This window comes from Neobacillus notoginsengisoli, from assembly GCF_003515685.1.
In the GTDB taxonomy this organism is placed as follows: Bacteria; Bacillota; Bacilli; order Bacillales; family Cytobacillaceae; genus Bacillus_D; species Bacillus_D notoginsengisoli.
Genome location: NZ_QWEG01000011.1, coordinates 141,553 through 164,394 on the forward strand (window position 1 = coordinate 141,553; position 22,842 = coordinate 164,394).

Genomic DNA, 22,842 nt, shown 5'->3' on the forward strand with positions numbered 1-22,842 from the left:
CCGCCTGTCCCTGCGATGATTATTCTCAGAAGCTTCCCTTTGTGGAGCGCAAATCAACAACAATGTTCAATAATTATCTAGTTATCTGGAGAAAGAGGTACTACTTATGTCATTTGATGGATTATTTACGAGAGCTATGACCGGCGAACTGGCAAAAACCATTTCCGGCGGCCGGATCAATAAAGTCCAGCAGCCTTTTAAAAATGAAATCATCTTAGTCATCCGTGCTAATGGAACGAATCACCGCCTCCTTCTGTCAGCACACCCAAGTTACGGGCGTGTCCAGCTGACTGGCGAATTCCACGAAAATCCAAGTGAACCGCCAATGTTCTGCATGCTGCTCAGAAAGCATATCGAAGGTTATATCCTAGAAGGTGTCCGGCAATCCGGGACAGACAGAATCCTGATTTTTGAAATAAAAGGAAGAAATGAAATTGGCGACGTCAGCTATAAACAATTGATTGTTGAAATCATGGGAAAACACAGCAATATCATCCTTGTTGATAAAAGCCGGGGAATTATCCTTGACAGCATCAAGCATGTTTCCTTTGCAGTCAATACACACAGGGCCGTCCTACCCGGACAGACATACATCGCTCCGCCTGAGCAACATAAGCAGGATCCCTTTTCGGCGACTGCTGAAGATGTCCTACAGGCCATCGACTTTAACAGCGGGAAGCTTGATAAACAGCTTGTTGATGCTTTTTCGGGCGTTTCGCCGCTGTTTTCCAGAGAAGCTGTTTTTAGGAGCGGGCTTGCCAACAGGGCCACTTTGCCGAATGCGTTTCTATCCATGATTGAGGATTTGCGACAAAATAAAATCGAAGCTGCTATAACCTCTACAGGTAGTAAGGACGCTTTTTATTTATTCCCCCTTCTCCATTTGAAAGGGGAATCGAAAACCTTTGGCTCATTAAGTGAGATGCTGGACCGTTTTTATTTTGGAAAGGCAGAACGGGACCGGGTGAAACAGCGGGCCGGTGATTTAGATCGTTTTATTGCCAACGAGAAGGAAAAAAATGAAAAGAAGATTGAAAAGTTAAGAAAAACGATGAAGGATGCTGAAAAAGCGGATCAATACCAGAAATTCGGGGAGCTTCTTACTGCTAATATGCATGCAGCCAAAAAAGGTATGAAGGAAATTGAAGTTCTTGATTATTATGATGAAAATGGCGGAACGGCCGTCATTCCGCTTGATCCGCAGAAAACCCCGCCTGAAAATGCCCAGAAGTACTTTTCGAGGTACCAGAAGGCTAAAAATGCTGTTTTAGCCGTCCAGGAGCAGATTAAGATAGCGGAAAATGAAGTGGTCTATTTTGACAGCCTCCTTCAGCAACTCGATTCGGCTTCTCCTAGAGACATAGAGGAAATAAGAGAAGAACTTGCCGAGGGCGGCTACATCAGGCAGCGCAACAGGAAGAATGTAAGAAAACAACAAAACGCCAAGCCTGTTCTTGATGTTTATACAGCTTCCGACGGAACAGAAATCCTTGTAGGCAAAAATAATAAACAAAATGACTATTTGACAACTAAGCTTGCAGGCAGGGATGAGCTCTGGCTCCACACGAAGGATATTCCCGGCTCCCACGTCGTAATCCGGCACAAGGACCCATCAGACGATACAATTAGGGAAGCAGCCATTCTGGCAGCCTATTTTTCAAAGGCTCGCAATTCCAGCTCGGTGCCGGTAGATTATACGCGTGTCAGGCATGTGAAAAAGCCAAGCGGGGCAAAGCCTGGTTTCGTGATATATGATAGCCAGAAAACGGCCTACGTTACTCCGGAAGAAGAAATGATTTTATCGCTTAGGCAAAATAGCCGGAATAAATAGATAAAAAATCTCCATAAACTTCGGCCGCCCAGCCTCATTCATCAAGCTGGGCGCTTTGTTTTGCTATGCTTTCGCTTTTCCCCATTCTTCCGGGTTTACATACCATTCCATTAAGCATGCAAGTTCGGCCTGTTTAATATATTCTTTTTCCACAGCAACCTGCGCAAGTTCGGGAAAATCAGTGATTGTAACCGTATGGAGACCTGCTTCCTCGAGCTTCTTGCGCCCCTTTTCCAATCCATAAGTAAAGATTGCCGCTACCCCCAGAACCTCCGCACCTGCCTCTTTAAGGGCGTTGGCGGCTGCAATGACACTTCCTCCGGTAGAAATAAGATCCTCGATAATGACCACCTTTCGCCCGGGGCTGACCTTGCCTTCGATTTGATTTCCTTTTCCATGTCCTTTTGCACTGCTTCGCACATAGGACAGAGGAAGCCCCATTTTTTCACTGACCCATGCGGCATGGGGAATGCCCGCGGTTGCAGTTCCGGCAATGACATCCACTCCGGAAAAATATTCCTTGATCCGGTCTGTTAGCTCAATAGCGATGGCCGTCCTGATTTCCGGAAAAGACAGGGTCAGCCTGTTATCGCAATAAATCGGCGACTTCATGCCGGATGTCCAAGTGAAAGGATTATTGGTCCTTAAGGTAACAGCATTTATTTCTAATAAATATGCTGCTATTTCTTTGCTCATTGTGACGCTCCTCTCCATGATTTCATCCAAGTCCCATAAGCTTCCACCGGATTGGCAGCCCGTATTATAGGACGTCCGACAACGATTGCATGAATGCCAAGCTCCCTTGCCATTTCTGGTGTGGCAACCCTTTTTTGATCTTGATGGTCTTCTGTGCCCATGCGGATTCCTGGAGTGACTGTCAAAAATCCATTGCCTAGCCTTTGTATAATCCCGCTGGCCTCCCATGCAGAACATACGACTCCATCAAGACCAGATATTTTCGCAAGCGATGCATAATGATAAACAGATTCTCTCAGGCTGACTGAAATGAGCTGCTCAGTCTTCATATGTGCTTCCTCGGTGCTCGTCAGCTGTGTGACCGCTACACATGATGGACGGCTTAACCCAGATGGCACACCTGCTTCAAGCCCTTCCAACGCAGCTTCCATCATGGCTCTCCCCCCCGCAGCATGGACAGTGACGAGATCGCATCCGAGGCCGGCCAGAGATTTCATTGCCCTCATGACGGTGTTCGGAATATCATGAAGCTTCAAATCAAGAAAAACGCGATGGCCTAGTTCCTTCAATCGATAGACAGTGTTTGGCCCTTCCTTATAAAAAAGCTCCATCCCAACTTTAACAAACAGATTTTGTCCCCTAAACGGTTCAAGGAATGCCTCAACTTCGTCCATTCCCTTAAAGTCAAGCGCGATGATAAGCGGGTTTTCTTCCATGGTTCCAGCTCCTTCCTTTGCATTCAAGTATATGTTCATAACCGAGTTGCTTTAAAAGGACAGGCAGCTCTTCGATAATCCCAGGACAAAGGAACGGATCCGTAAAATTCGCTGTCCCAATCGCCACGGCACTGGCTCCTGCATAGAAAAACTCAATCACATCGGCTGCCGAGTGAATGCCACCCATTCCAATTATAGGAAGAGTCGTCTTCATGCTCACCTCATACACCATCCTGAGGGCAACCGGCTTGACTGCCGGCCCAGAAAGGCCCCCGGTTGTATTCCCCAATACCGGCTTGGCTGTTGCCAAATCAAGTCTCATTCCAAGGAGTGTATTGATCATCGTCAGTCCGTCGGCTCCCCCGGCTTCTGCTGCAAGGGCTATATCAACAATGTTCGTAACGTTTGGCGAAAGCTTCACATAGACAGGTACGGCTGAGACGGCTTTCACTTTTCTCGTCAACTCTTGGCACGTTAAAGGATCGGTGCCAAAGGCGATTCCGCCTTCCTTTACATTTGGGCAAGACACATTCAATTCGAGTGCAGAAACATTTTTTGCTCTGGAAATATTTCTGGCAACCTCCACATATTCTTCTTCCGTAGAACCGGCCACATTAGCAATGATTGGTACATTGAACTGTTCAAGCCACGGAAGCTCCTGTGCCATAATCTCCTTAAACCCGGGATTTTGCAGGCCAATTGCATTCAACATCCCGGATGGGGTTTCCGCTACCCGCGGAGTCGGGTTCCCAAAACGGGGCTCTGCTGTCGCCGCCTTTATCATGATTGCCCCCAATATGTTCAAATCATATAACTGGCTAAACTCCCGCCCGAACCCGAAACAGCCGGAAGCAGGCATGACAGGATTTTTCAGAGAAAGGCCTGGCAATGTTACATCCAGCATGCTCATAAAACTACCTCCCCTGCCCGGAATACCGGACCGTCACTGCAAATCTTTTTGTAAAGGCGGCCATCGGGATCCCCATGAACCTTGCATACACATGCAAAGCAGGCCCCGACTCCGCAGCCCATCCGTTCTTCAAGGGATAAAAATGCCTTTTTGTTCGGGAAGCCTGTCTCGAGCGCCTTCAGCATTTGGATCGGCCCGCAGGCAAAAAGGGTGTCAAAGTCTATTTGTTCTTTAAAAATCGTGTCCGTAACATATCCTTTTTCACCATAGGTTCCATCAACTGTCGTAATATACGTTTTTCCTAAGGCGGAAAACTCCTGCTCATAAAATACGACAGATGCAGTCTGGAAACCCAAGACGTGAGTAACTTTGACACCTTGAAGTGTAAGCTGGCGGGACAATTCATAAAGAGGCGGGATACCGATTCCTCCTCCAACAAGGAGCGCTGTACTGCCTGGCCAAGCTTCGGACAATGGGTATCCGTTGCCGAGCGGACCGAGGATATCAACCGCCATTCCATTAAGCAAGCTGGCAAGAAGGAAAGTCCCCCGCCCTGCTGCCCGAAAAATCATCGTAAACTGGCGGGCTTCTCTATTGATTGAACTAATACTGATTGGGCGCCTTAATAGCGGTCCTTCCCGCCCGCCTGTTTTAACATGGACGAATTGCCCAGGTTCAGCGGTTAGGGCGATATCTCCTTCAACGGTCAGTTTATAAATAGAATCCGCTATCTCGATTTGCTCTATTACTCTGCAATCCTCTTTCAATATCAAGTGTTCCACGCCCTTTTCAATTAATCAGGATGACACACAACCGTCTCCCGAAAGCCTTTATCTAATGAAAGCTTCCTTTCGCTCCATTTCCCAGACGATTTCCCCTCCGGCAACTGTAAGAACAGGCCAACCTTTGCACTTCCAGCCGCCAAACGGATTGTTCTTTCCTTTTGACAAAAATTCATTGGGGTTGATTTCCTTCTCTTCTTCCAAGTCGAGCAAAACGAGATCTGCTGGCCCCCCAACCTCAAGTGTGCCGTATGGAAGGCCGAATGCGCGCGCTGGCTTTATCGTCAAGTATTCAATCAGTTCCATAAGCGTACATATTCCCTTCTCAACGAGATGGGTATACAAGAGTGGGAAAGCTGTTTCGAGACCTGTAATACCAAAAGGAGCTTTTTCCATTCCCCACGCTTTTTCTTCTTCGGTATGTGGTGCATGGTCAGTGGCAATAAAATCGATTGTTCCGTCCAAAAGCCCTTCAATTAACGCCAACTGGTCTTCTTTTGAACGGAGTGGCGGGTTCATTTTATAATTGGCATCGAGACCAGGTATATCCTCCTCGGACATTAGCAAATGATGCGGGGTTACTTCCGCTGTTACCCTGATGCCCGCCCGCTTCGCATCTCTCACCGCGCGGACTGATTCCTTTGTGCTAATATGGCACACATGATAATGGCAGCCTGCTGCTTCCGCAAGCAGCACATCCCTTGCAATATGGACGCATTCGCATACTGAAGGTATACCGGCCAGGTTGTTCTTTTTAGAAAAAGAGCCTTCGTGGACACATCCTTTGTTAATGAGTGAGTCTTCCTCGCAGTGGGCGACGATGACCATATCTAGAGCAGCTGCCTTTTTCATCGCCTCAAGCATCATTGCCGCTGACTGTACACCGACGCCGTCATCCGTAAAGGCGAATGCGCCGCTCTCTTTTAATTCCTTGAAGTTTGTCAATTCCCGGCCCAATTCTCGAAGTGTGATTGAGGCATATGGGAGAACCCGGATAACCGCTGTCTGGGCGATCCGGTCCTGGAGCCAGTCAAGCTGTTCCTTTGTATCAGGTACAGGCCTTGTGTTAGGCATTGCGGCGATTGTTGTGAAGCCTCCTTTGGCGGCTGCTTTCGTCCCAGTCTCGATCGTTTCCTTTTTCTCTCCTCCTGGCTCCCTAAGATGGACATGGAGGTCAATAAACCCTGGCGAAGCTACCAGTCCGCTTCCGTTGATAATTCTGTCGGCATCCTTGTTAAGGGAGGGCCCGATCTCGGCAATCAGTCCATCCTCTATGTAAATATCAGTCATTTTTTCCCATTCAGTTTCTAGATTATCTGGCAAGTGCACGTTTTTTAGCAAAAACTTCAACATTATGCCCCCCTTTTATTTGTGAAAGCGACCTTTTTAAAACAGCCATCCTGACATAAACGCCATTTTCCATTTGTTTGAAAATTCTTGAACGGGGACATTCAACCAGGCCGCCGGCTATTTCTACATCTCTGTTAACCGGTGCAGGGTGCATGATAATGCTGCCAGGCTTCATTCTTCTCTCTCTTTCTGGAGTAAGCCCGTACCTGCGATGGTACTCTTCTCTCGTAATCCTGTATTTTCTTTCATGTCTTTCATGCTGGATCCTCAGAAGCATAATGACATCCGCGGTCCTGATCGCCCTGTCAATCGGTTCGTACGGGCTGTTTTCGTCAAACCATTCTGGCGGTCCAGAGAAAACAACCTCGGCCCCTAGACGTCTTAATGCATCTGCGTTGGAGTGAGCAACCCTGCTGTGGCGAAAGTCCCCGACGATTGCTACTTTCAATCCAGTAAACCTCCCGAACTCCTGCTTTATTGTCATGAGGTCAAGAAGGGATTGTGTTGGATGATGGCCACATCCATCCCCTGCATTCAAAATGGAAATACCGCAAGTTTCTTTAAGTTCATCATAATACTGATCCTCCGGGTGGCGAATGACTAACGCGTCCACCCCAATCGACTCCATTGTTTTTACAGTATCGTAGAGACTTTCACCTTTCAGAGCGCTTGATGCGCTAGCCTCAAATTGAATAACCTCAAGGCCAAGTTTCCTTTCAGCCATTTCAAAGCTGCATTTCGTGCGTGTGCTCGGTTCAAAGAAGAGATTCGATACATAAACGCTCCGTTCTGGCTGCCATACAGCCCCTTTAGCAAAACTTTCCGCTTCGACGATTAAACTAGTGATTTCTTCTGGCTGTAAATCAGCCATCGTCAATAGGTGCATCATTCATTCCTCCCCAGATGTTTTACATAAGGGCGTAAAAAATGCGCCCTAAGCAAAGCCAGGGCGCGACCAAGTTCCAGCAATAGGCAGGCAGAACTGCAACCTATTGCTAGCGAGGGCACCCTTACCGGCCTCTCAGGACCGGTTTAAAAGGTGTTAACTTTATGATCTTCTATTGAAGCTTCAAACATATCATCTATTGCAGCTTCTCTTCCTGGGAGGATTAAGTTCAAAATAACTCCCAGAATTGCGGCTAATGCCATCCCCTGGATTTGAAATCCATCCGTCACCTGAATAAATGCTCCGCCAATCCCAATGACAAGGATAACCGATGAAATGACGAGATTTCGATTGCTTCCAAAGTCAATTTTGCTGTCAACAAGCATTCTCAACCCCGAAGAAGCGATGATTCCAAAAAGGAGGATTGACACGCCGCCCATTACCGCAGTCGGGATTGTACTAATGAGCGCGGTAATTGTGCCAATAAAGCCGAAAATTGTTGCTGCCACAGCCGCACCCGCAATCACATAGACACTGTATACCTTCGTAATCGCTAGGACGCCGATGTTTTCACCGTAAGTTGTCTTAGGAGGGCCGCCAATCAGCGCGGAAATCATCGTGGCTGTGCCGTCACCAAGCATGGAACGATGGAGCCCAGGCTGTTTAATATAATCCCGGCCGACAACTTTGCTCAGTACGAGCTGGTGGCCAATATGCTCTGATATCGTTACAACAGCGACTGGAACCATTAGAAGAATCAGGTCCAGAGTAACCTTAATTTTATAATCGACAAAAGGAATAATGAAATCAGGCCATTGGAAGAATTTCGCTTTCATAACCGGTGAGAAGTCAACCAGTCCGACCGCAAGTGAATACACGTATCCAATAACAATCCCGGCGAGGATTGGGATAATGCTAAGTGTCCCTCTCATATAGACAGAAAAAATGATGGTTGCCACAAGCGTGACCAAAGCAGCCGAAAAGTGGACCATACTGTAATGTTCAGGGCCCTTCATTGTATTCATCGCCATTCCTACTGCGGTCCCAGCCATGGAAAGACCGATGACCATGATCACTGGGCCGACCACAATTGGCGGCAGCAAATTCATAATCCAGCGGTGGCCAGCTTTTTTTATAACCAAGGCGACAATTCCATACACAAGCCCAGCCATAAAGCTTCCGATCATTGCCCCCCCGGGTCCGCCGATTGTTTTCGCACCAATGATTGGAACGATGAATGCGAAAGAGGAACCGAGGTAGGCAGGTACCTGCCATTTAGTAATCATCAGAAACGCTAACGTTCCAACTCCGCTTGAAATAAGTGCTATTGCAGGGCTTAAACCGACAAGGTACGGCACAAGTATCGTAGCTCCGAACATGGCGAATAAGTGCTGCAAGCTTAAAGTAATTAATTGTCCCAAATTCGGTTTTTCATTTACATCTAAAATAGGTCTATTCATCATTTCTCCTCCGTACGTTGTGTATTCAGCTTTTAATGCCATAAAAAAACTCCCTGCAGCGAGTGCAAGGAGGTAAAAATGCGTAAGGGTATAAATATCTTCCATTCTTAAGTCATACCTAATATGGAAGCGTCCCGGCATTTCCCCCTTTGCAGACTCTCTGGACTGCGTTTAAAAGGGATATTCATTTTAAAATCGTGTACGGTATAATAACTTATTCGTAAATGCTTACTTGGTCGGATCCGTCTACTTCTTCGAGTTCAACGACAATCCTTTCCGAGCTTGAAGTCGGGATATTTTTGCCAACATAATCCGCCCTGATCGGCAGCTCGCGGTGACCGCGGTCGACTAAAACAGCCAGCTGAATTTGAGCGGGGCGCCCAAGATCCATAATTGCATCCATTCCAGCTCTGACCGTCCTGCCAGTGTAGAGGACGTCATCGACTAGAATGACCTTCTTGTCTTTCACTCCAGCCGGGATATCAGATCCTTTTACATGGGGTTCCTCGTCCTCTGTCACCTTTGTCAGATCGTCACGGTACAGGGTAATATCCAATTCCCCTGTTGCAATTGGGGTACCTTCTATCTGCTTAATCCGCTCGGCAAGCCTTTCGGCAATGTAGATGCCCCTGGTCCTAATGCCGACGATGACACAGTCTTCAATCCCTTTGTTTTTCTCGATGATCTGGTGGGCGATCCGAGTAAGCGCCCTCCTGATTGCCTGTTCATCCAAGACAATTGCTTTTTGGCCCAAATTCAACCCTTCTTTCTCTGTTAAGAAGTACATAAAAAAACCTCCCGCAGCGCGCGGGAGGTTAGAAAACCATGGTTTTATGCCCCATCAGGGCAATTCCGTTTCCTTCCCAGCCTCACAGGACTGCTTTAAAGGGCTTATAAAACTATAGCCATAGTATCTCAATGAAGAGGTGATGTCAATGATTATGGCGTAATTCTTCAATCAATTTGTCGAAGTATGCCGGCAGTGGTGCCTCGAATTCATGATACTCACCGGTCCGTGGATGTTTGAAACCCAGGACACCGGCATGGAGCGCCTGGCCTCCCAACTCAAGGGTTTTCTTTGGCCCATACTTCGGGTCACCTGCAAGAGGATACCCTATATATTTCATGTGCACTCTAATTTGATGAGTTCGGCCTGTTTCAAGCTGGCATTCAACGAATGTAAAATTTCCGAGCCGTTCAATCACCTGAAAGTGTGTGACAGCATGTTTGCCATTGTCGACTACAGTCATGCTTTGCCTGTCTTTCGGGTCCCTTCCGAGCGGGGCATCGACTGTTCCATAATCATGAGGAATGTTTCCGTGGACAATCGCTTTGTATTTCCTTGTCACCGATTTCTCGACAAGCTGATTGACAAGGCTTTCGTGTGCCATGTCATTTTTTGCCACCATTAACAATCCCGAAGTATCTTTATCAATCCTATGCACAATTCCAGGCCTTAATACGCCATTGATGCCTGAAAGATCTTTACAATGATGCATTAATCCATTTACAAGTGTTCCTGTTAAATGGCCAGGTGCCGGGTGGACGACCATTCCTTTCGGTTTGTTTACGACAAGGACGTCGCCATCCTCATAGTAAATATCAAGGTCCATTTCTTCCGGAATGGCATCCAACTCTTCCGGCTCGGGAATTGTGATTTCAATGACATCGTTTTCTGCACATTTGTAATTTGACTTGACTTGTTTGCCATTAACAAGAACATTCCCATCCTTAATCCACTGCTGGACTTGAGTCCGGGACCATTCCTCATTTAGTGTTGAAACGGCCTTGTCAATTCTGTCACCCTTTTGGTTCTCAAGGATGGTGTGTACCATTCTTTCCATATGACTTCTCCTTTTTGGCTTCCCGTTCTTCTTTTAGCATTTGGATCATTAAGAAAAATACACCAATGACCAGGGCGGAATCTGCTATGTTGAAAACTGGGAAATTGTAACTGAAAATGTAGGTGTGGATAAAATCAACCACTTCCTGTCTGTAGACGCGGTCAATAAAGTTGCCAATTGCCCCGCCCAGCATGAAGCCAAGCGATACACCAAGGAGGGCGTTTCCTTTCGCGGCTTTATTGATATAGTAAACAATTCCGATGATAACGATGACTGTAATGACATAAAACAGCCACATCTGCCCCTGCAGGATTCCCCATGCCGCGCCGCGGTTTCGATGTGAGGTAATATACAAAAAATCCTCAATGATAGGAATACTGTCGCCTATATTCATATTTTTAACAATCAGCCATTTAGTGATTTGATCAAGGATAATAATAAATGCCGCTATTAAATAATAAAACACTGAGTGAACCCTCCACATCCTGTCGATGACTTCTTTTGCATTTTAGCACAAACCCGCATGAAACAACAAAGAAAAATCGGGTAAAAACAAAAGGCCGGCCTGCATATGCAGGTTCCGGCCCAAACACAATTATTCTCCGGCTGCTTCTTCAGCGTAAGATTCCTTCACTACGCTGGCGCAGCGAGGGCAGATTGTCGGATATTCGGGATTGCTGCCTACTTCTTTCGAAACAACCCAGCAGCGGTCGCAAGTTTCACCTTCGGCTTTTGTAACGACGATTGAAGCTGTTTCAAGCTTCAAGGCACTTTCTGGAGCCTGTTCAAGCGTTCCCGCCACTTCAAAATCTGACACAATGAAAAGCTGCTTTACATCTTCTTTAATTGAATGGAGGAGAGCACGGCTCTCTTCATTCACATAAAGGGTCACTTTCGCGGTAAGTGACTTGCCGATGATTTTTTCATTTCTCGCCTCTTCAAGCGCCTTTAGGACATCGTCCCTCAGCCTCATGAAAGCAGACCATTTTTTCACAAGCTCATCTGCATTCGGATATTCCTTATGCTCTGGCATATCCGTCAGCTGAACAAATTCCTCATTAACGCCAGGGATAAACTCCCATACCTCATCCGCAGTATGTGAAAGGATTGGCGAAACAAGTTTGGTTAAAGCGACAAGCGATTCATAAAGGACTGTCTGGATGGCACGGCGTTCCTGATTGTCAGCTGCTTCGATGTACAGGACATCTTTTGCAAAATCAAGGTAGAACGAACTTAAATCCAGTGTACAGAAATTGTTTACCGCATGGTAAATGCCCGAAAACTCATATTTTTCAAATGACTGCCTCACGTGTTTAATCAATTTGTTAAGCTTGACGAGCATAAACTGATCGACTTCGCGTAAATTCTCATAGGCAACCGCATCTGTATCAGGATTGAAATCAGCCAGATTTCCAAGCAGGAACCTGAATGTATTCCTGATTTTCCTGTAAACTTCCGCAACCTGTTTTAAAATTGCGTCTGAAACACGGACATCTGATTGATAGTCCACAGATGCAACCCATAGGCGCAAAATATCCGCTCCAAGCTGTTTCATAATCTTTTCCGGAATCATGACATTCCCGAGTGATTTACTCATTTTCCTTCCTTCACCATCAAGGACAAATCCATGGCTTAGGACTCCTTTATATGGTGCTTTACCTGTTACGGCAACAGCTGTAGAAAGTGAAGAGTTGAACCAGCCGCGATACTGGTCGGAGCCTTCAAGATAAAGGTCCGCCGGCCGCTGGAGGTCATCCCGTTCCTCAAGCACTGCCTGATGGGAGGAACCAGAATCAAACCAGACATCCATGATATCTGTTTCCTTTGTAAACTTCCCGTTCGGTGAATCAGGATGTGTAAATCCTTCTGGCAACAGATCCTTTGCTTCTTTTTCAAACCAAATGTTTGAGCCATGCTCGCGGAATAAATTGGATACATGGTCAATTGTTTCGTCCGTGATGATCGGTTCACCGTTTTCCGCGTAGAAAACAGGGATTGGCACGCCCCATACTCGCTGACGTGAGATACACCAGTCTCCACGGTCACGGACCATATTGAATAGGCGGGTTTCCCCCCAGGCCGGAACCCATTTTGTTTCTTTAACCGCTTCAAGCAATCCATCCCGGAAGTCTTTAATAGATGCGAACCATTGAGCTGTCGCGCGGAAAATAACCGGCTTTTTCGTTCTCCAGTCATGCGGGTAGGAGTGGGTAATGAATGATAGTTTTAAAAGAGCTCCTGCTTTATCCAATGCTTCTGTAATCGGCTTGTTGGCCTCATCATAGAACAGTCCTTCAAACTGGTCTGCTTCATTCGTCATGTAGCCCTTGTCATCGACTGGACACAGTACATCAAGGCCATATTTCCGGCCGATTTGGAAGTCATCCTCCCCATGTCCAGGAGCGGTATGGACGCAGCCCGTACCTGCATCTGTTGTAACATGCTCACCTAACATGACAAGTGAATCACGTCCATAAATAGGATGCGTTGCGACAATATATTCAAGATCTTTCCCATTTACCTTTTGAACAACTTCATAAGTGTCCCAGCCAATTTCTTTTGCCGCAACTTCAAGCAACGCTTCAGCTAATACATATTTTCTCCCACCTGCAGCAACAACTACATAGGCAAGGTCAGGATGGACAGAAATTCCCAGGTTGGCAGGAATCGTCCACGGAGTTGTCGTCCAGATGACCATGCTAGTATCGGCATCTAGAACGCCTTTTCCATCTTTAATGGTAAAAGCAACATAAATGGACGGCGACCTTTTATCTTTGTACTCAATTTCGGCTTCAGCGAGAGCTGATTCACTCGAAGGTGACCAGTAGACCGGCTTTTTGCCTTTATAAATATATCCTTTCTTGGCCATTTCCCCGAATACCTTGATTTGCTGTGCCTCATACTCTGGCTTTAGAGTGATATAAGGATTTTCCCAGTCCCCACGGACGCCAAGACGCTTAAACTGAGTCCTCTGGCTGTCAATTTGGCCAAGTGCGTACTCAGTGCAAAGCTGGCGGAATTCAGCCGTTGTCATTTCCTTGCGTTTTACCCCTTTGTTCGCCAATGCCTGCTCGATTGGCAGGCCATGTGTATCCCAGCCAGGCACATAAGGTGCTTGGTAACCCGTCATCGACTTATGGCGGACAATGAAATCCTTGAGAATTTTATTCAAGGCATGACCCATATGGATATCGCCATTGGCATAAGGCGGGCCATCATGAAGGACATACAGCGGCCTTCCTTTTGTCCCTTCCTGAACCATTTTGTAGATATCTTTTTCTTCCCATTTCGCCTGGATTTCCGGCTCCCTTTTCGGTAGGTTGCCGCGCATTGGGAAATCCGTTTTCGGCATTAATAATGTGTCTTTGTAATCCATTTTCTTTTCCTCCTGAACTTACGCATTCAAACACAGCCTATAACAGGCAAAAAATAAAAACCTCCCCATCCCAAATAGGGACGAGAAGGTAAGATTCCCCGCGGTACCACCCTGATAGGCAACGAAAAATTGCCCGCTCAAAGCATCCTTAACGTGGATGGGACGCCGCAGCTTATTCGGCTTATAGCCTTTCAGTGCGGGACTCATGGGTGATTTTCCAGCTTTCTGCTTTACCGGGCTTCCACCATCCCCGGTTCGCTACATAAGCATGTATAAGCTGTACTGTCCCTTTCATAGCCTGTATACACTATTACCTCTTCTTATTAGGAAATTATATGCCATTTCATGCCTGTCCGTCAAGCGAGCGAATCTTCTTCCTCCGTTGCTTTTAACTCGGTTGCATCCAGCTCATAATTTAGCAAGTGATCCCAGTCATCGGTATTGATCATATCAAGTTGGGCCTCGATCAGCATTTTAAAGCGAGTCCTGAATACCTTGGATTGTTTTTTCAGATCCTCGATTTCAAGAGCAATCTTACGCGCCTTCGATAATGACTCATTCACAATCCGGTCGGCATTCTTTTCCGCTTCTTTAATGATCAGCTTCGCTTCTTTCTGGGCGATTCTTTTCACTTCCTCGGCAGCTTCCTGGGCGACAATAATGGACTTATTCAATGTTTCCTCAATATTTGTAAAATGGCCGAGCCGGTCATTCATATCATTCAGGCGCTCTTCAAGCTCCTTTTTCTCCCTAAGAATCAACTCATAATCCTTGATTATCTGGTCGAGGAATTCATTTACCTCATCTTCATCATAACCCCGGAATCCTTTTGTGAATTCCTTATTGTGTATATCCAACGGCGTTAATGGCATGACGCCACCTCCCTAATTAAGTTTCGTCCTTCTCCCCGCAAGCAGCACGATTCAGCCTTGCTTGCTGTCTATGTACTGTATATTATTATTCGACAGGAACCTTCATTTTCCTTCAAGTCTCTTGTGAAAATTATTTTTGTTTACCGACAAGGATCCGCCATTTTTCCTTTTTCGTTTTGCCTTCAATGGAGTTTAACCTTGCTCTTCCATAGCCCTTGACCGATATCATATCCGCTTCTCCGCATTCGAATGAAGGACTCGCTATTTCAGTCCAATTCACTTTCACAAGTCCCTGCTGAATCATAAGCTGCGACTTTTGTCTAGACAAGTTATGTATCGCGGCAAGGACCGCATCAAGCCTTAATGAACTGACGGTAGTGGCTACTTCTGACCAGGATTCGGCCGGCTCAATTGCCCCATCTATAGGGACTTCCCTCAAGCTGACGGAAGCCTTTCCTATCGATTCGAGATTCATTTTTACAAAGTCGGCGACTTCTGCCGCACAGAGGAATTGAATTCTATCATCCCTTGCAAGAATATCACCGAATTTACCTCGTTTAAGACCAAGTGACATAAGACTTCCTAGGACATGGGGATGCTCCACTGTCACGAATTTAGCAGGATACTGGACCTCGATCAGGCGTATTTGGAAGTCCTCCGGCTCGAAAATCGCATAATCAGGCAATAAGAGAGCCCGTTTCCGCTCTGCAAAAGAAGGGCCACCAGACAGTTCGGTACGGATATCCCCGTTTTCGCCAACAAGTGCCTTTAAAATAAACTGTTCCCTTGGGTCGAGGAAATCAGTCAGTTTAGGCGCGTACATCGTTTCAACCTGATTCTTCCACTGCAGTACCTGGTCAATAATTTCCCTTTCCGCCGGCCTGAAATGCTGATAAATGTTCATCTTCCTGCTCCTACTTAATTAATCCTAAAGCAAAAGACTGGCCTATAAACCAAGTACGCTTGCTCTTTAAACAAAATGGTTACATAAACCATCCAAATAAACTGAACAGACCTTTTCGTGCAAAATTCAGCGTGATGATTGCAACGATTGGCGAAATATCAATCATGCCAAGCGGTGGAATAAACCTTCTGAACAATTCCAGGTATGGTTCGCATATTCTCGCAAGAAACTGACCAATAGCTGATCCTCTTGCGTTAGGGAACCACGACATTAATATGTAAATAATCAATGCCCAATAGTACAAATCAAAACCCCTATTTAAAATATCAAAAATTATACCCATCTATCCGTTACCACCTCTTATCAGAAAAATCTTGTTCCTGCATCAACTCGGAAATATTTCCGGAAACCTCTACATTATCAGGAGTGCACAGGAAAATGCTAATCCCTATTTTTTGGATGTCTCCGCCAATCGCGTACACTGTACCGCTGAGGAAGTCTACAATTCTTTTTGCCTGATCATGGTCGATCCGCTGCAGATTGACAACTACCGCCCGACGGTTTTTAAGGTGGTCGGCAATTTCCTGAGCTTCAGAATACATTCTTGGTTCAATTAAGACAACCTTAGAGTTCGAAGATTTTTGCACGCTTTGGAGGCTCACAACATTCTGTGTAGTTTTAACAGCCTGGTTTTTTTGTGGCCTGATTGGTTCAGGCTCTTCCACATATTCCTCTTCTTCATCGTATTGATCATCCAAGAAAAAGAAAGTTTTAAATTTTGATTTAATGCTCATTTGTTCTGCACCTCCAAATCATTTTTCCCCGACCAGTGCTGTACCGATCCGGATCATTGTTGCCCCTTCTTCAACCGCAATCGTATAATCATTCGACATTCCCATCGACAGTTCCTGACATGGGGAATGGGCAAGTCCCATTTCCTGTATACGGTCCCTGAGGACACGCAGGTTCCTGAAGCATGCTCTTAAAACCTCTTCATCATCTGTCAGAGGGGCCATTGTCATTAGCCCTTCGACACGGATATTTTTAAAGTCGGCCAGCTTTTCAATAAATTCGAATGTATCAGAGGCACTAATCCCATGCTTTGAATCTTCGCCAGATACATTTACCTGGACTAGGCATTTAACCGGGGCATTAGCACGCTTATTGATTTCTTTCGCAAGTGAAAGCCTGTCCAAAGAATGGATATAATCCACCTTATCAATAATGTTCCTAACTTTCCTCGTCTGCAAAGTCCCAATAAAGTGAAATGCCGCTCTTCCGTTTAAAGCTTCCCATTTTTCCAAAAAACCATCGTCACGGTTTTCCCCAATATGGGTAATTCCCGCTTCAATCGCCTCTGCCGCTCTTTCCTTACTAACATACTTCGTGACAGCGATAATCTTTACATCGGCAGGATCTCTGTTAGTTTTAAGGCATGCATGATGTATCTCTTTGTTTATTTCTTTAAGATTTCCTGCTATTCCCATTACCGCAAAGAATCCTCCTTCCAGCCAATAAAACCAAGCATCCTTCCAGTTTTCCCATTGTCCCTGCGGTGGGAGAAAAAGTGTTCCCTGCTGCAGCTTGAACAAAGATTTGATTCGGCAATATTCTGTTCTTGTATGCCTGCCTCAATTAACAGCATACGGTTCATTTCCTTTAAATCTAGAGAATATTGCCCTGGACTAATTTGATTATATGGTTTTTTTTCGACATGTTCCAGTCTATTATTTACAAAAGAAATAACATAGTCATCAACAATATAACATTTTTTGCAGATGGAAGGCCCGATGGCAGCAAAAATATTGTCGGAACGAATCCCTTCTTCCTTCCATAGCCTAACCATTTCAGGGCCGATTCCATTAACTGTCCCTTTCCATCCAGCATGGGCAATACCAATCATCCTATTGGTTGGATCAAAGAAATAAAGCGGAACACAATCAGCGAAGCACATTGTCAGGAGGACTCCGGCCTCATCCGTATAAAAGCCATCCGTGTCTTTTACTGAACGTTCATAATCGGAAGCTCCCATGCCTTTATGCCGATTTCCAACCTTTTTAATTTGAATGCCATGTGTCTGCTCCGCACCAACCATATCTGCTGCACTGAAACCGGCCGTTTCAGCGATCAACCTCCTGTTTTTCTGGACAACTAAAAAATCATCACCAACATGGAAGCCTGTATTCAGGCTTCCATATTCGTTCGTCCCTGCCCCGCCATTTCGCGAAGAAAAACCGGCAGCTAATCCAGGATGCTTTTCCATCCAATCTCTCAAAAAATAAGTTGTCTCGTTTGATAAAAAAAATGGCTCCATTCAAAATCCCCTGTTTTTTTCTATAGTTTACCATACAAGGGAGCATTCCGGTACCAGTTAGCCTAACTGACAGTGTTTTCCTGCTCTTCCTTGCTTGTTTGTAAAGGAAGGCCTGTCATCCTGACCAAAATAACATCCTGGCCGATTTTTAAAATATTTGTCCATGGGATGACTGTATCTTCCTCTTTCCCAAAGAAACCTAATACCTTCCCGTTCCCACTAATCACTACAGACTGAATTTTACCGGAATTTAAATTAATGTCGATATCCGATACATTTCCAAGTTTTTTACCATCCGCTACATTGATAACATCTTTCATTTGAAAATCAGATATTCTCACCATCTCGTTTCACTCCTGTCCTGTACTAGTAAAAATATATGACACGATTGGAGGAAACTGTACTCAACTTCAGTAAACAATGGCTTTTATTGGGCAATGTAATAATATTTGTAGTTGACTTCCACTCCAGGCGCACGCTTTCCTCGGGGGGCCAGTGAATCCTCCTCGGCGCTTTGGCGCCTGCTTGGCCAGCTGCTGCGCCTAGCCCCTCGAGTCGCTTCGGTCCTTCAGGTGAAGTCAAAGACCGACTTCTCCTTCAGGCCCTCCACCGCTAGTCGGAGCTGACCGAGGCGCTTCCGCTTTTCATGGTTCTCCACTTGCCGCTACATCCCGCCGGAGTCGGCGCCCTCCGTTCCAATTAACGCATATATTCCATTATTGGACTTTAACACTTTAACACGAATAAATTGAAAAAGCTGCCCAAAAGGCAGCTTTAGCTTTGGATATTTTTACTCATTTGTTTAATGGCCGCTTTTTCAAGCCTGGATACTTGTGCCTGGGAAATGCCTATTTCATCGGCTACTTCCATTTGCGTCTTTCCCTGGAAGAACCGTTTTCTCAAAATCAGTTTCTCCCGTTCATTCAGTCTTCTCATCCCTTCCTTAAGGGCGATTTCCTCTATCCATTGTGTATCTTTATTTCGCTCATCGCTTAATTGATCCATGACGTAGATAGGATCCCCACCGTCATTGTAAATTGGCTCGAATAAAGAAACGGGGTCCTGAATCGCATCCATGGCAAATACGATTTCTTCATGGGGAACTTCAAGCACTTTCGCTATTTCTTCTGCCGTAGGTTCCCTGGACGTCTCACTCATCAGCCTCTCTCTTACCTGAAGGGCCTTATAGGCAATGTCCCTCAGGGATCTGGATACCCGAATAGGGTTGTTATCCCTTAAGTAGCGGCGTATTTCACCAATGATCATCGGTACAGCATAAGTTGAAAATTTAACGTTTTGGCCAAGATCAAAATTGTCAATCGATTTCATTAGGCCGATGCAGCCAACTTGGAACAAGTCATCAACAAATTCCCCGCGATTGTTAAATCTCTGGATGACACTTAAAACAAGGCGCAAGTTTCCGTTGACCAATTTTTCCCTGGCTGACAGGTCCCCATCCTGCATTTCTCTGAAAAGCTTCCGCATTTCTTCGTTTTTTAGAACTGGAAGTTTCGATGTATCAACACCGCAAATCTCAACCTTATTTCGAGTCAATGCTCTTTTCCCTCCTTATAGGAGCTGCTGTTCAAAAAACAGTATCTCCTTGGAGTGGAAAAATATGCAGAACCGAGATTTCTGCTCTGCCGTAAATATGGGCAAAAAAGGCCGAAAATCCTTGCTAGTATTGTCTTTTTTTTTCGAGAAAAAATTATAAAATCATCTAAACCATTTTATTGAATTCTTTTCGGAGTCTCTTGATAATTCTCTTTTCGAGGCGAGATATATAGGACTGAGATATGCCAAGCAGGTCGGCTACATCCTTCTGCGTTTTTTCTTCCCCATTTGCAAGACCGAAGCGCAGTTCCATTATTTGCTTTTCACGATCGGATAATTGGTGAAGAGCTTTTGAAAGTAGTTTCCTGTCAACGTTGGCCTCCAAATCCCGGGTAATAATATCCTCATCCGTTCCTAGAACATCTGAAAGGAGGAGTTCATTTCCATCCCAGTCAATGTTTAATGGCTCATCGAAAGAGACTTCCGACCGGATTTTATTATTTCTTCTTAAAAACATGAGTATTTCATTCTCAATGCACCTGGATGCATATGTAGCGAGCTTTATTTTTTTCTCCGGATTGAATGTATTTACCGCCTTAATGAGGCCAATTGTTCCAATTGAAATCAAGTCTTCAATATTGATTCCCGTGTTTTCGAATTTCCTTGCAATATAAACAACGAGGCGCAAATTCCGCTCTATTAGGATGGATCTTGCCGCCTTATCCCCTTCAGGCAGTTTTTTCAGCAGTACTTCCTCTTCTTCCTTGTTTAAAGGGGGAGGAAGGGCTTCGCTCCCGCCTATATAAAAAACTTCATCCTTTTTAAATCCGAGCTTGATCAGCAGCTTGGACCAATAATAGTTTAAGCGGAGCCTCCATTTTTTCACTTGTTTTCCTCCTTCTAAAAAATGTCTTTACGAGTATATTAGTATTAACTTGCCGGAACCCTCTCCCCTTCCGGAATGCCAGCCAGCAGTTTCGGATGAACGATACATTCATAAGACCCATCTGATGATAATTCTTGAGCTGTAAAGGATACAAGAACCTTGCTTGTTCTAAAGTTCTTTTCGCTTTGCCTGATTAACACATATTCCGGTTTTACAGCAAGAATGAGCTGGTGTTCTTGTCCTACTACTGCACATGGAATAATCCTTAAACGGCTTTCCCATTTTGGCGGAACGGATTTTTCTCCTTGAATAATCCCATCAGGAAATGAAGCGATAAGGGCTAATTCTTTTGGGAGCTCCTGTAACAGATATTTCACTGAAACAAACATGACTGGATGACGCGATAAAGGGTCATACAATTGGTTTCCGCTGTCGATGAGCCCTTTTAATTCAAAAGTTTCATTGTTTACCGAAATTTCCACAAAAACTGTCTGTTCATATTTGATTTTCGCCATTTCATGGTTTTCAAGCCTGCTGCGGGAAAAATGCCATGCAAGTGGAAACCCAAGAAAGACAAACAGCCAGCTTACAGGGTCTCCAAATCCTTCCGAAGCAGAAGAAAGAAATGCTTGGACTGCTCCACTACCTGATTGGAAAAAGTAATGGGTTCCCATTAAAGCCCCCCCGATCAGAAAGGTAGAAAAATAAAGGGCCATTAACGCTGACAAAAAAAACCTAAGTCTTTTATATCCGAAGGAAGCAAGTACCATTAAAACGGAAAAACCCATTTTCGATAGCGGATGTCCGGAATAGATAGCTGCCGGAGTGAAATAAAGGAGGATAATAAGAGATCCAATAAAACCGCCCGCTGCAATTCTCCAAATTTTTACCCGCCTTTTGAGAATGAATGCCGCTAAACAAAGAAGCAGGCAATCAAACAGAAAATTCAAAGCCCAGATTACATCAAGATAAACAGTCACACGTACCTCCTTTTTGGGCCCCTGGAAAAACCTGCGAACCGTGTTCTGTTTACGGAAAAGTATATCTTATTAAGAAGATGGAAGGTGTCGCTTCCTGTATGTGAAAAGAAGGAAGTTTCAACTATTCATTGCGTTTTTTGTCATTATTTTTTTGCAGGAAAAATAAGCTCGAGAAAGTAAAAAAAAACAGAACCAAGAATTCTGGTTCTGTTTAAATTGCTGTTTAAAAAGCGAACCCAAAAAACGGCATAGCTATAAGCCATGCCGTTGGTTCATTAGTATTGAGATATTACCTTCTTCTGTTGCGGTTGCGTAGGAAGGTTGGAATATCAAGTGTATCTTCCTGTGAAACTGTTGAAGGCCTGACAGGTTCCACAATCGGTTCTTCCCGTTTAACTTCCCTTTTTACGGATGGTGACGGGGCAGGCTTCGCATGGCCAAATGACGGCCTTGCTGTCGGCCTTTGTTGGATTACTTCTTCATTGAATCCAGTGGCTATGACTGTTACAAGAATTTCATCCTTCAGATTTTCATTGATGACAGAACCGAAAATCATGTTTACTTCCTGATCAGAAGCAGATGCGACAATATCAGCCGCTTCCTGGACTTCATAAAGGCTGAGGTTTGTCCCGCCAGTAATATTCATCAGGACGCCTTGAGCACCATCAATAGATGTTTCAAGCAAAGGTGAGCTGATTGCTTTCTTCGCGGCTTCCGCAGCACGGTTTTCGCCAGATGCTACGCCGATTCCCATCAAGGCGGATCCCTTGCTAGACATGATTGTTTTCACATCAGCGAAATCCAGGTTAATCAATCCAGGAACGGCAATCAGGTCGGAAATACCCTGAACCCCCTGCCGGAGGACATTGTCAGCTTCACGGAATGCCTCGAGCATCGGTGTGCTTTTATCAACAATTTCAAGGAGGCGGTCATTTGGGATGACAATCAGCGTATCCACCGCTTCTTTCATACCAGAAATCCCCATCGCCGCTTGGGTTTGGCGTTTTTTTCCTTCGAATGTAAACGGACGGGTTACAACCCCAACAGTCAATGCTCCTAGATCACGTGCAATTTGGGCTATGACCGGGGCTGCCCCCGTTCCTGTACCCCCGCCCATTCCAGCTGTTACGAAAACCATATCTGCTCCGCGGAGAGCCTCTTCAATTTGTTCTTTGCTTTCTTCAGCAGCTTTTTTACCGACCTCTGGATTTGCTCCGGCACCGAGCCCGCGGGTAAGTTTCGCACCGATTTGCATTTTCACTTCTGCTTTTGAAAGATTTAGCGCCTGCGCATCAGTATTGACCGCGATAAATTCGACTCCTTGGACGCCATGTTCAATCATCCGGTTCACAGCGTTGTTTCCGCCCCCACCAACCCCAATTACTTTTATCGTTGCTAGTTGATCTAAATTTGTATCGAACTCCAACATGACAAATCCTCCTAATTCGTCCATATTCGTTAATGCCTGTCCTTACAGCCAG

The 22,842-nt window shown here is 45.3% G+C and carries 23 protein-coding genes and 1 other annotated feature; of the genes, 1 reads left to right on the forward strand and 22 read right to left on the reverse strand.

What is annotated here, in order from left to right:
• The first annotated feature begins 106 nt into the window (after positions 1 to 106).
• Entirely contained in the window at positions 107 to 1,831 is a 1,725-nt protein-coding gene (locus D1B31_RS17275) for an Rqc2 family fibronectin-binding protein (protein WP_118922714.1), read from the forward strand.
• 63 nt (positions 1,832 to 1,894) lie between these two features.
• Here the strand turns inward: D1B31_RS17275 and pyrE are convergent, their stop codons facing one another.
• The 22 genes from pyrE to ftsZ all read right to left on the reverse strand — a co-directional run bounded on the left by pyrE (position 1,895) and on the right by ftsZ (position 22,790).
• Positions 1,895 to 2,527, reverse strand: a complete 633-nt coding sequence (pyrE, locus tag D1B31_RS17280) for an orotate phosphoribosyltransferase (RefSeq protein ID WP_118922716.1) — start codon at positions 2,525 to 2,527, stop codon at positions 1,895 to 1,897.
• On the reverse strand, positions 2,524 to 3,243 hold the full coding sequence (gene pyrF, locus D1B31_RS17285; RefSeq protein ID WP_118922718.1) for an orotidine-5'-phosphate decarboxylase: 720 nt from the start codon (positions 3,241 to 3,243) through the stop codon (positions 2,524 to 2,526). Before pyrF ends, pyrE begins: the two co-directional genes overlap by 4 nt.
• Positions 3,212 to 4,153 (reverse strand): dihydroorotate dehydrogenase, encoded by a 942-nt coding sequence (locus D1B31_RS17290; RefSeq protein WP_118922720.1) that lies wholly within the window; start codon positions 4,151 to 4,153, stop codon positions 3,212 to 3,214. Before D1B31_RS17290 ends, pyrF begins: the two co-directional genes overlap by 32 nt.
• Positions 4,150 to 4,923, reverse strand: coding sequence for a dihydroorotate dehydrogenase electron transfer subunit (locus tag D1B31_RS17295; RefSeq protein WP_275670728.1), 774 nt, complete (start codon positions 4,921 to 4,923; stop codon positions 4,150 to 4,152). The genes D1B31_RS17290 and D1B31_RS17295 overlap by 4 nt, the downstream gene beginning before the upstream one ends.
• A gap of 60 nt (positions 4,924 to 4,983) precedes the next feature.
• Positions 4,984 to 6,285, reverse strand: coding sequence for a dihydroorotase (locus D1B31_RS17300; protein ID WP_420846122.1), 1,302 nt, complete (start codon positions 6,283 to 6,285; stop codon positions 4,984 to 4,986).
• Positions 6,248 to 7,174: an aspartate carbamoyltransferase catalytic subunit gene (locus D1B31_RS17305; protein ID WP_118922726.1), complete on the reverse strand. Its 927-nt coding sequence runs from the start codon at positions 7,172 to 7,174 to the stop codon at positions 6,248 to 6,250. The genes D1B31_RS17300 and D1B31_RS17305 overlap by 38 nt, the downstream gene beginning before the upstream one ends.
• 143 nt (positions 7,175 to 7,317) lie before the next feature.
• Positions 7,318 to 8,631, reverse strand: a complete 1,314-nt coding sequence (locus D1B31_RS17310; protein WP_118922897.1) for a solute carrier family 23 protein — start codon at positions 8,629 to 8,631, stop codon at positions 7,318 to 7,320.
• A 214-nt stretch (positions 8,632 to 8,845) separates the two neighbouring features.
• Positions 8,846 to 9,418 carry a bifunctional pyr operon transcriptional regulator/uracil phosphoribosyltransferase PyrR gene (pyrR, locus tag D1B31_RS17315; RefSeq protein WP_118922728.1) on the reverse strand — a complete coding sequence of 191 codons (573 nt, stop codon included), beginning with the start codon at positions 9,416 to 9,418 and terminating at the stop codon, positions 8,846 to 8,848.
• A 145-nt stretch (positions 9,419 to 9,563) separates the two neighbouring features.
• Complete coding sequence (locus tag D1B31_RS17320) at positions 9,564 to 10,475, reverse strand: RluA family pseudouridine synthase (protein ID WP_118922730.1); 912 nt, start codon at positions 10,473 to 10,475, stop codon at positions 9,564 to 9,566.
• The gene (lspA, locus tag D1B31_RS17325; RefSeq protein WP_118922732.1) at positions 10,447 to 10,941 is read right to left on the reverse strand and encodes a signal peptidase II; all 495 of its coding nucleotides are present in this window, start codon (positions 10,939 to 10,941) and stop codon (positions 10,447 to 10,449) included. Before lspA ends, D1B31_RS17320 begins: the two co-directional genes overlap by 29 nt.
• Before the next feature lie 129 nt (positions 10,942 to 11,070).
• Positions 11,071 to 13,851: an isoleucine--tRNA ligase gene (gene ileS, locus D1B31_RS17330; protein ID WP_118922734.1), complete on the reverse strand. Its 2,781-nt coding sequence runs from the start codon at positions 13,849 to 13,851 to the stop codon at positions 11,071 to 11,073.
• 73 nt (positions 13,852 to 13,924) lie between these two features.
• Positions 13,925 to 14,155, reverse strand: a binding site (T-box leader).
• 52 nt (positions 14,156 to 14,207) lie between these two features.
• Positions 14,208 to 14,723: a DivIVA domain-containing protein gene (locus D1B31_RS17335; protein WP_118922736.1), complete on the reverse strand. Its 516-nt coding sequence runs from the start codon at positions 14,721 to 14,723 to the stop codon at positions 14,208 to 14,210.
• 130 nt (positions 14,724 to 14,853) lie between these two features.
• Entirely contained in the window at positions 14,854 to 15,627 is a 774-nt protein-coding gene (locus D1B31_RS17340; RefSeq protein WP_118922738.1) for a YlmH family RNA-binding protein, read from the reverse strand.
• Positions 15,628 to 15,706: 79 nt separating this feature from the next.
• Positions 15,707 to 15,970: a YggT family protein gene (locus D1B31_RS17345; RefSeq protein WP_118922740.1), complete on the reverse strand. Its 264-nt coding sequence runs from the start codon at positions 15,968 to 15,970 to the stop codon at positions 15,707 to 15,709.
• 7 nt (positions 15,971 to 15,977) lie between these two features.
• A complete protein-coding gene (locus D1B31_RS17350; protein WP_118922742.1) occupies positions 15,978 to 16,421 on the reverse strand; it encodes a cell division protein SepF in 444 nt (147 codons plus the stop codon).
• A gap of 18 nt (positions 16,422 to 16,439) precedes the next feature.
• Complete coding sequence (locus tag D1B31_RS17355; protein ID WP_118922744.1) at positions 16,440 to 17,114, reverse strand: YggS family pyridoxal phosphate-dependent enzyme; 675 nt, start codon at positions 17,112 to 17,114, stop codon at positions 16,440 to 16,442.
• On the reverse strand, positions 17,114 to 17,941 hold the full coding sequence (gene pgeF / locus D1B31_RS17360; protein ID WP_118922746.1) for a peptidoglycan editing factor PgeF: 828 nt from the start codon (positions 17,939 to 17,941) through the stop codon (positions 17,114 to 17,116). Before pgeF ends, D1B31_RS17355 begins: the two co-directional genes overlap by 1 nt.
• A gap of 62 nt (positions 17,942 to 18,003) precedes the next feature.
• Entirely contained in the window at positions 18,004 to 18,285 is a 282-nt protein-coding gene (locus D1B31_RS17365) for a YlmC/YmxH family sporulation protein (RefSeq protein WP_118922748.1), read from the reverse strand.
• Positions 18,286 to 18,715: 430 nt separating this feature from the next.
• Positions 18,716 to 19,495: an RNA polymerase sporulation sigma factor SigG gene (gene sigG / locus D1B31_RS17375; RefSeq protein WP_118922752.1), complete on the reverse strand. Its 780-nt coding sequence runs from the start codon at positions 19,493 to 19,495 to the stop codon at positions 18,716 to 18,718.
• 166 nt (positions 19,496 to 19,661) lie between these two features.
• On the reverse strand, positions 19,662 to 20,381 hold the full coding sequence (sigE, locus tag D1B31_RS17380; protein ID WP_118922754.1) for an RNA polymerase sporulation sigma factor SigE: 720 nt from the start codon (positions 20,379 to 20,381) through the stop codon (positions 19,662 to 19,664).
• Between the two features lie 44 nt (positions 20,382 to 20,425).
• Positions 20,426 to 21,361 carry a sigma-E processing peptidase SpoIIGA gene (spoIIGA, locus tag D1B31_RS17385; protein WP_118922756.1) on the reverse strand — a complete coding sequence of 312 codons (936 nt, stop codon included), beginning with the start codon at positions 21,359 to 21,361 and terminating at the stop codon, positions 20,426 to 20,428.
• Positions 21,362 to 21,650: 289 nt separating this feature from the next.
• Positions 21,651 to 22,790, reverse strand: coding sequence for a cell division protein FtsZ (gene ftsZ / locus D1B31_RS17390; RefSeq protein WP_118922758.1), 1,140 nt, complete (start codon positions 22,788 to 22,790; stop codon positions 21,651 to 21,653).
• Positions 22,791 to 22,842: the final 52 nt, after the last annotated feature.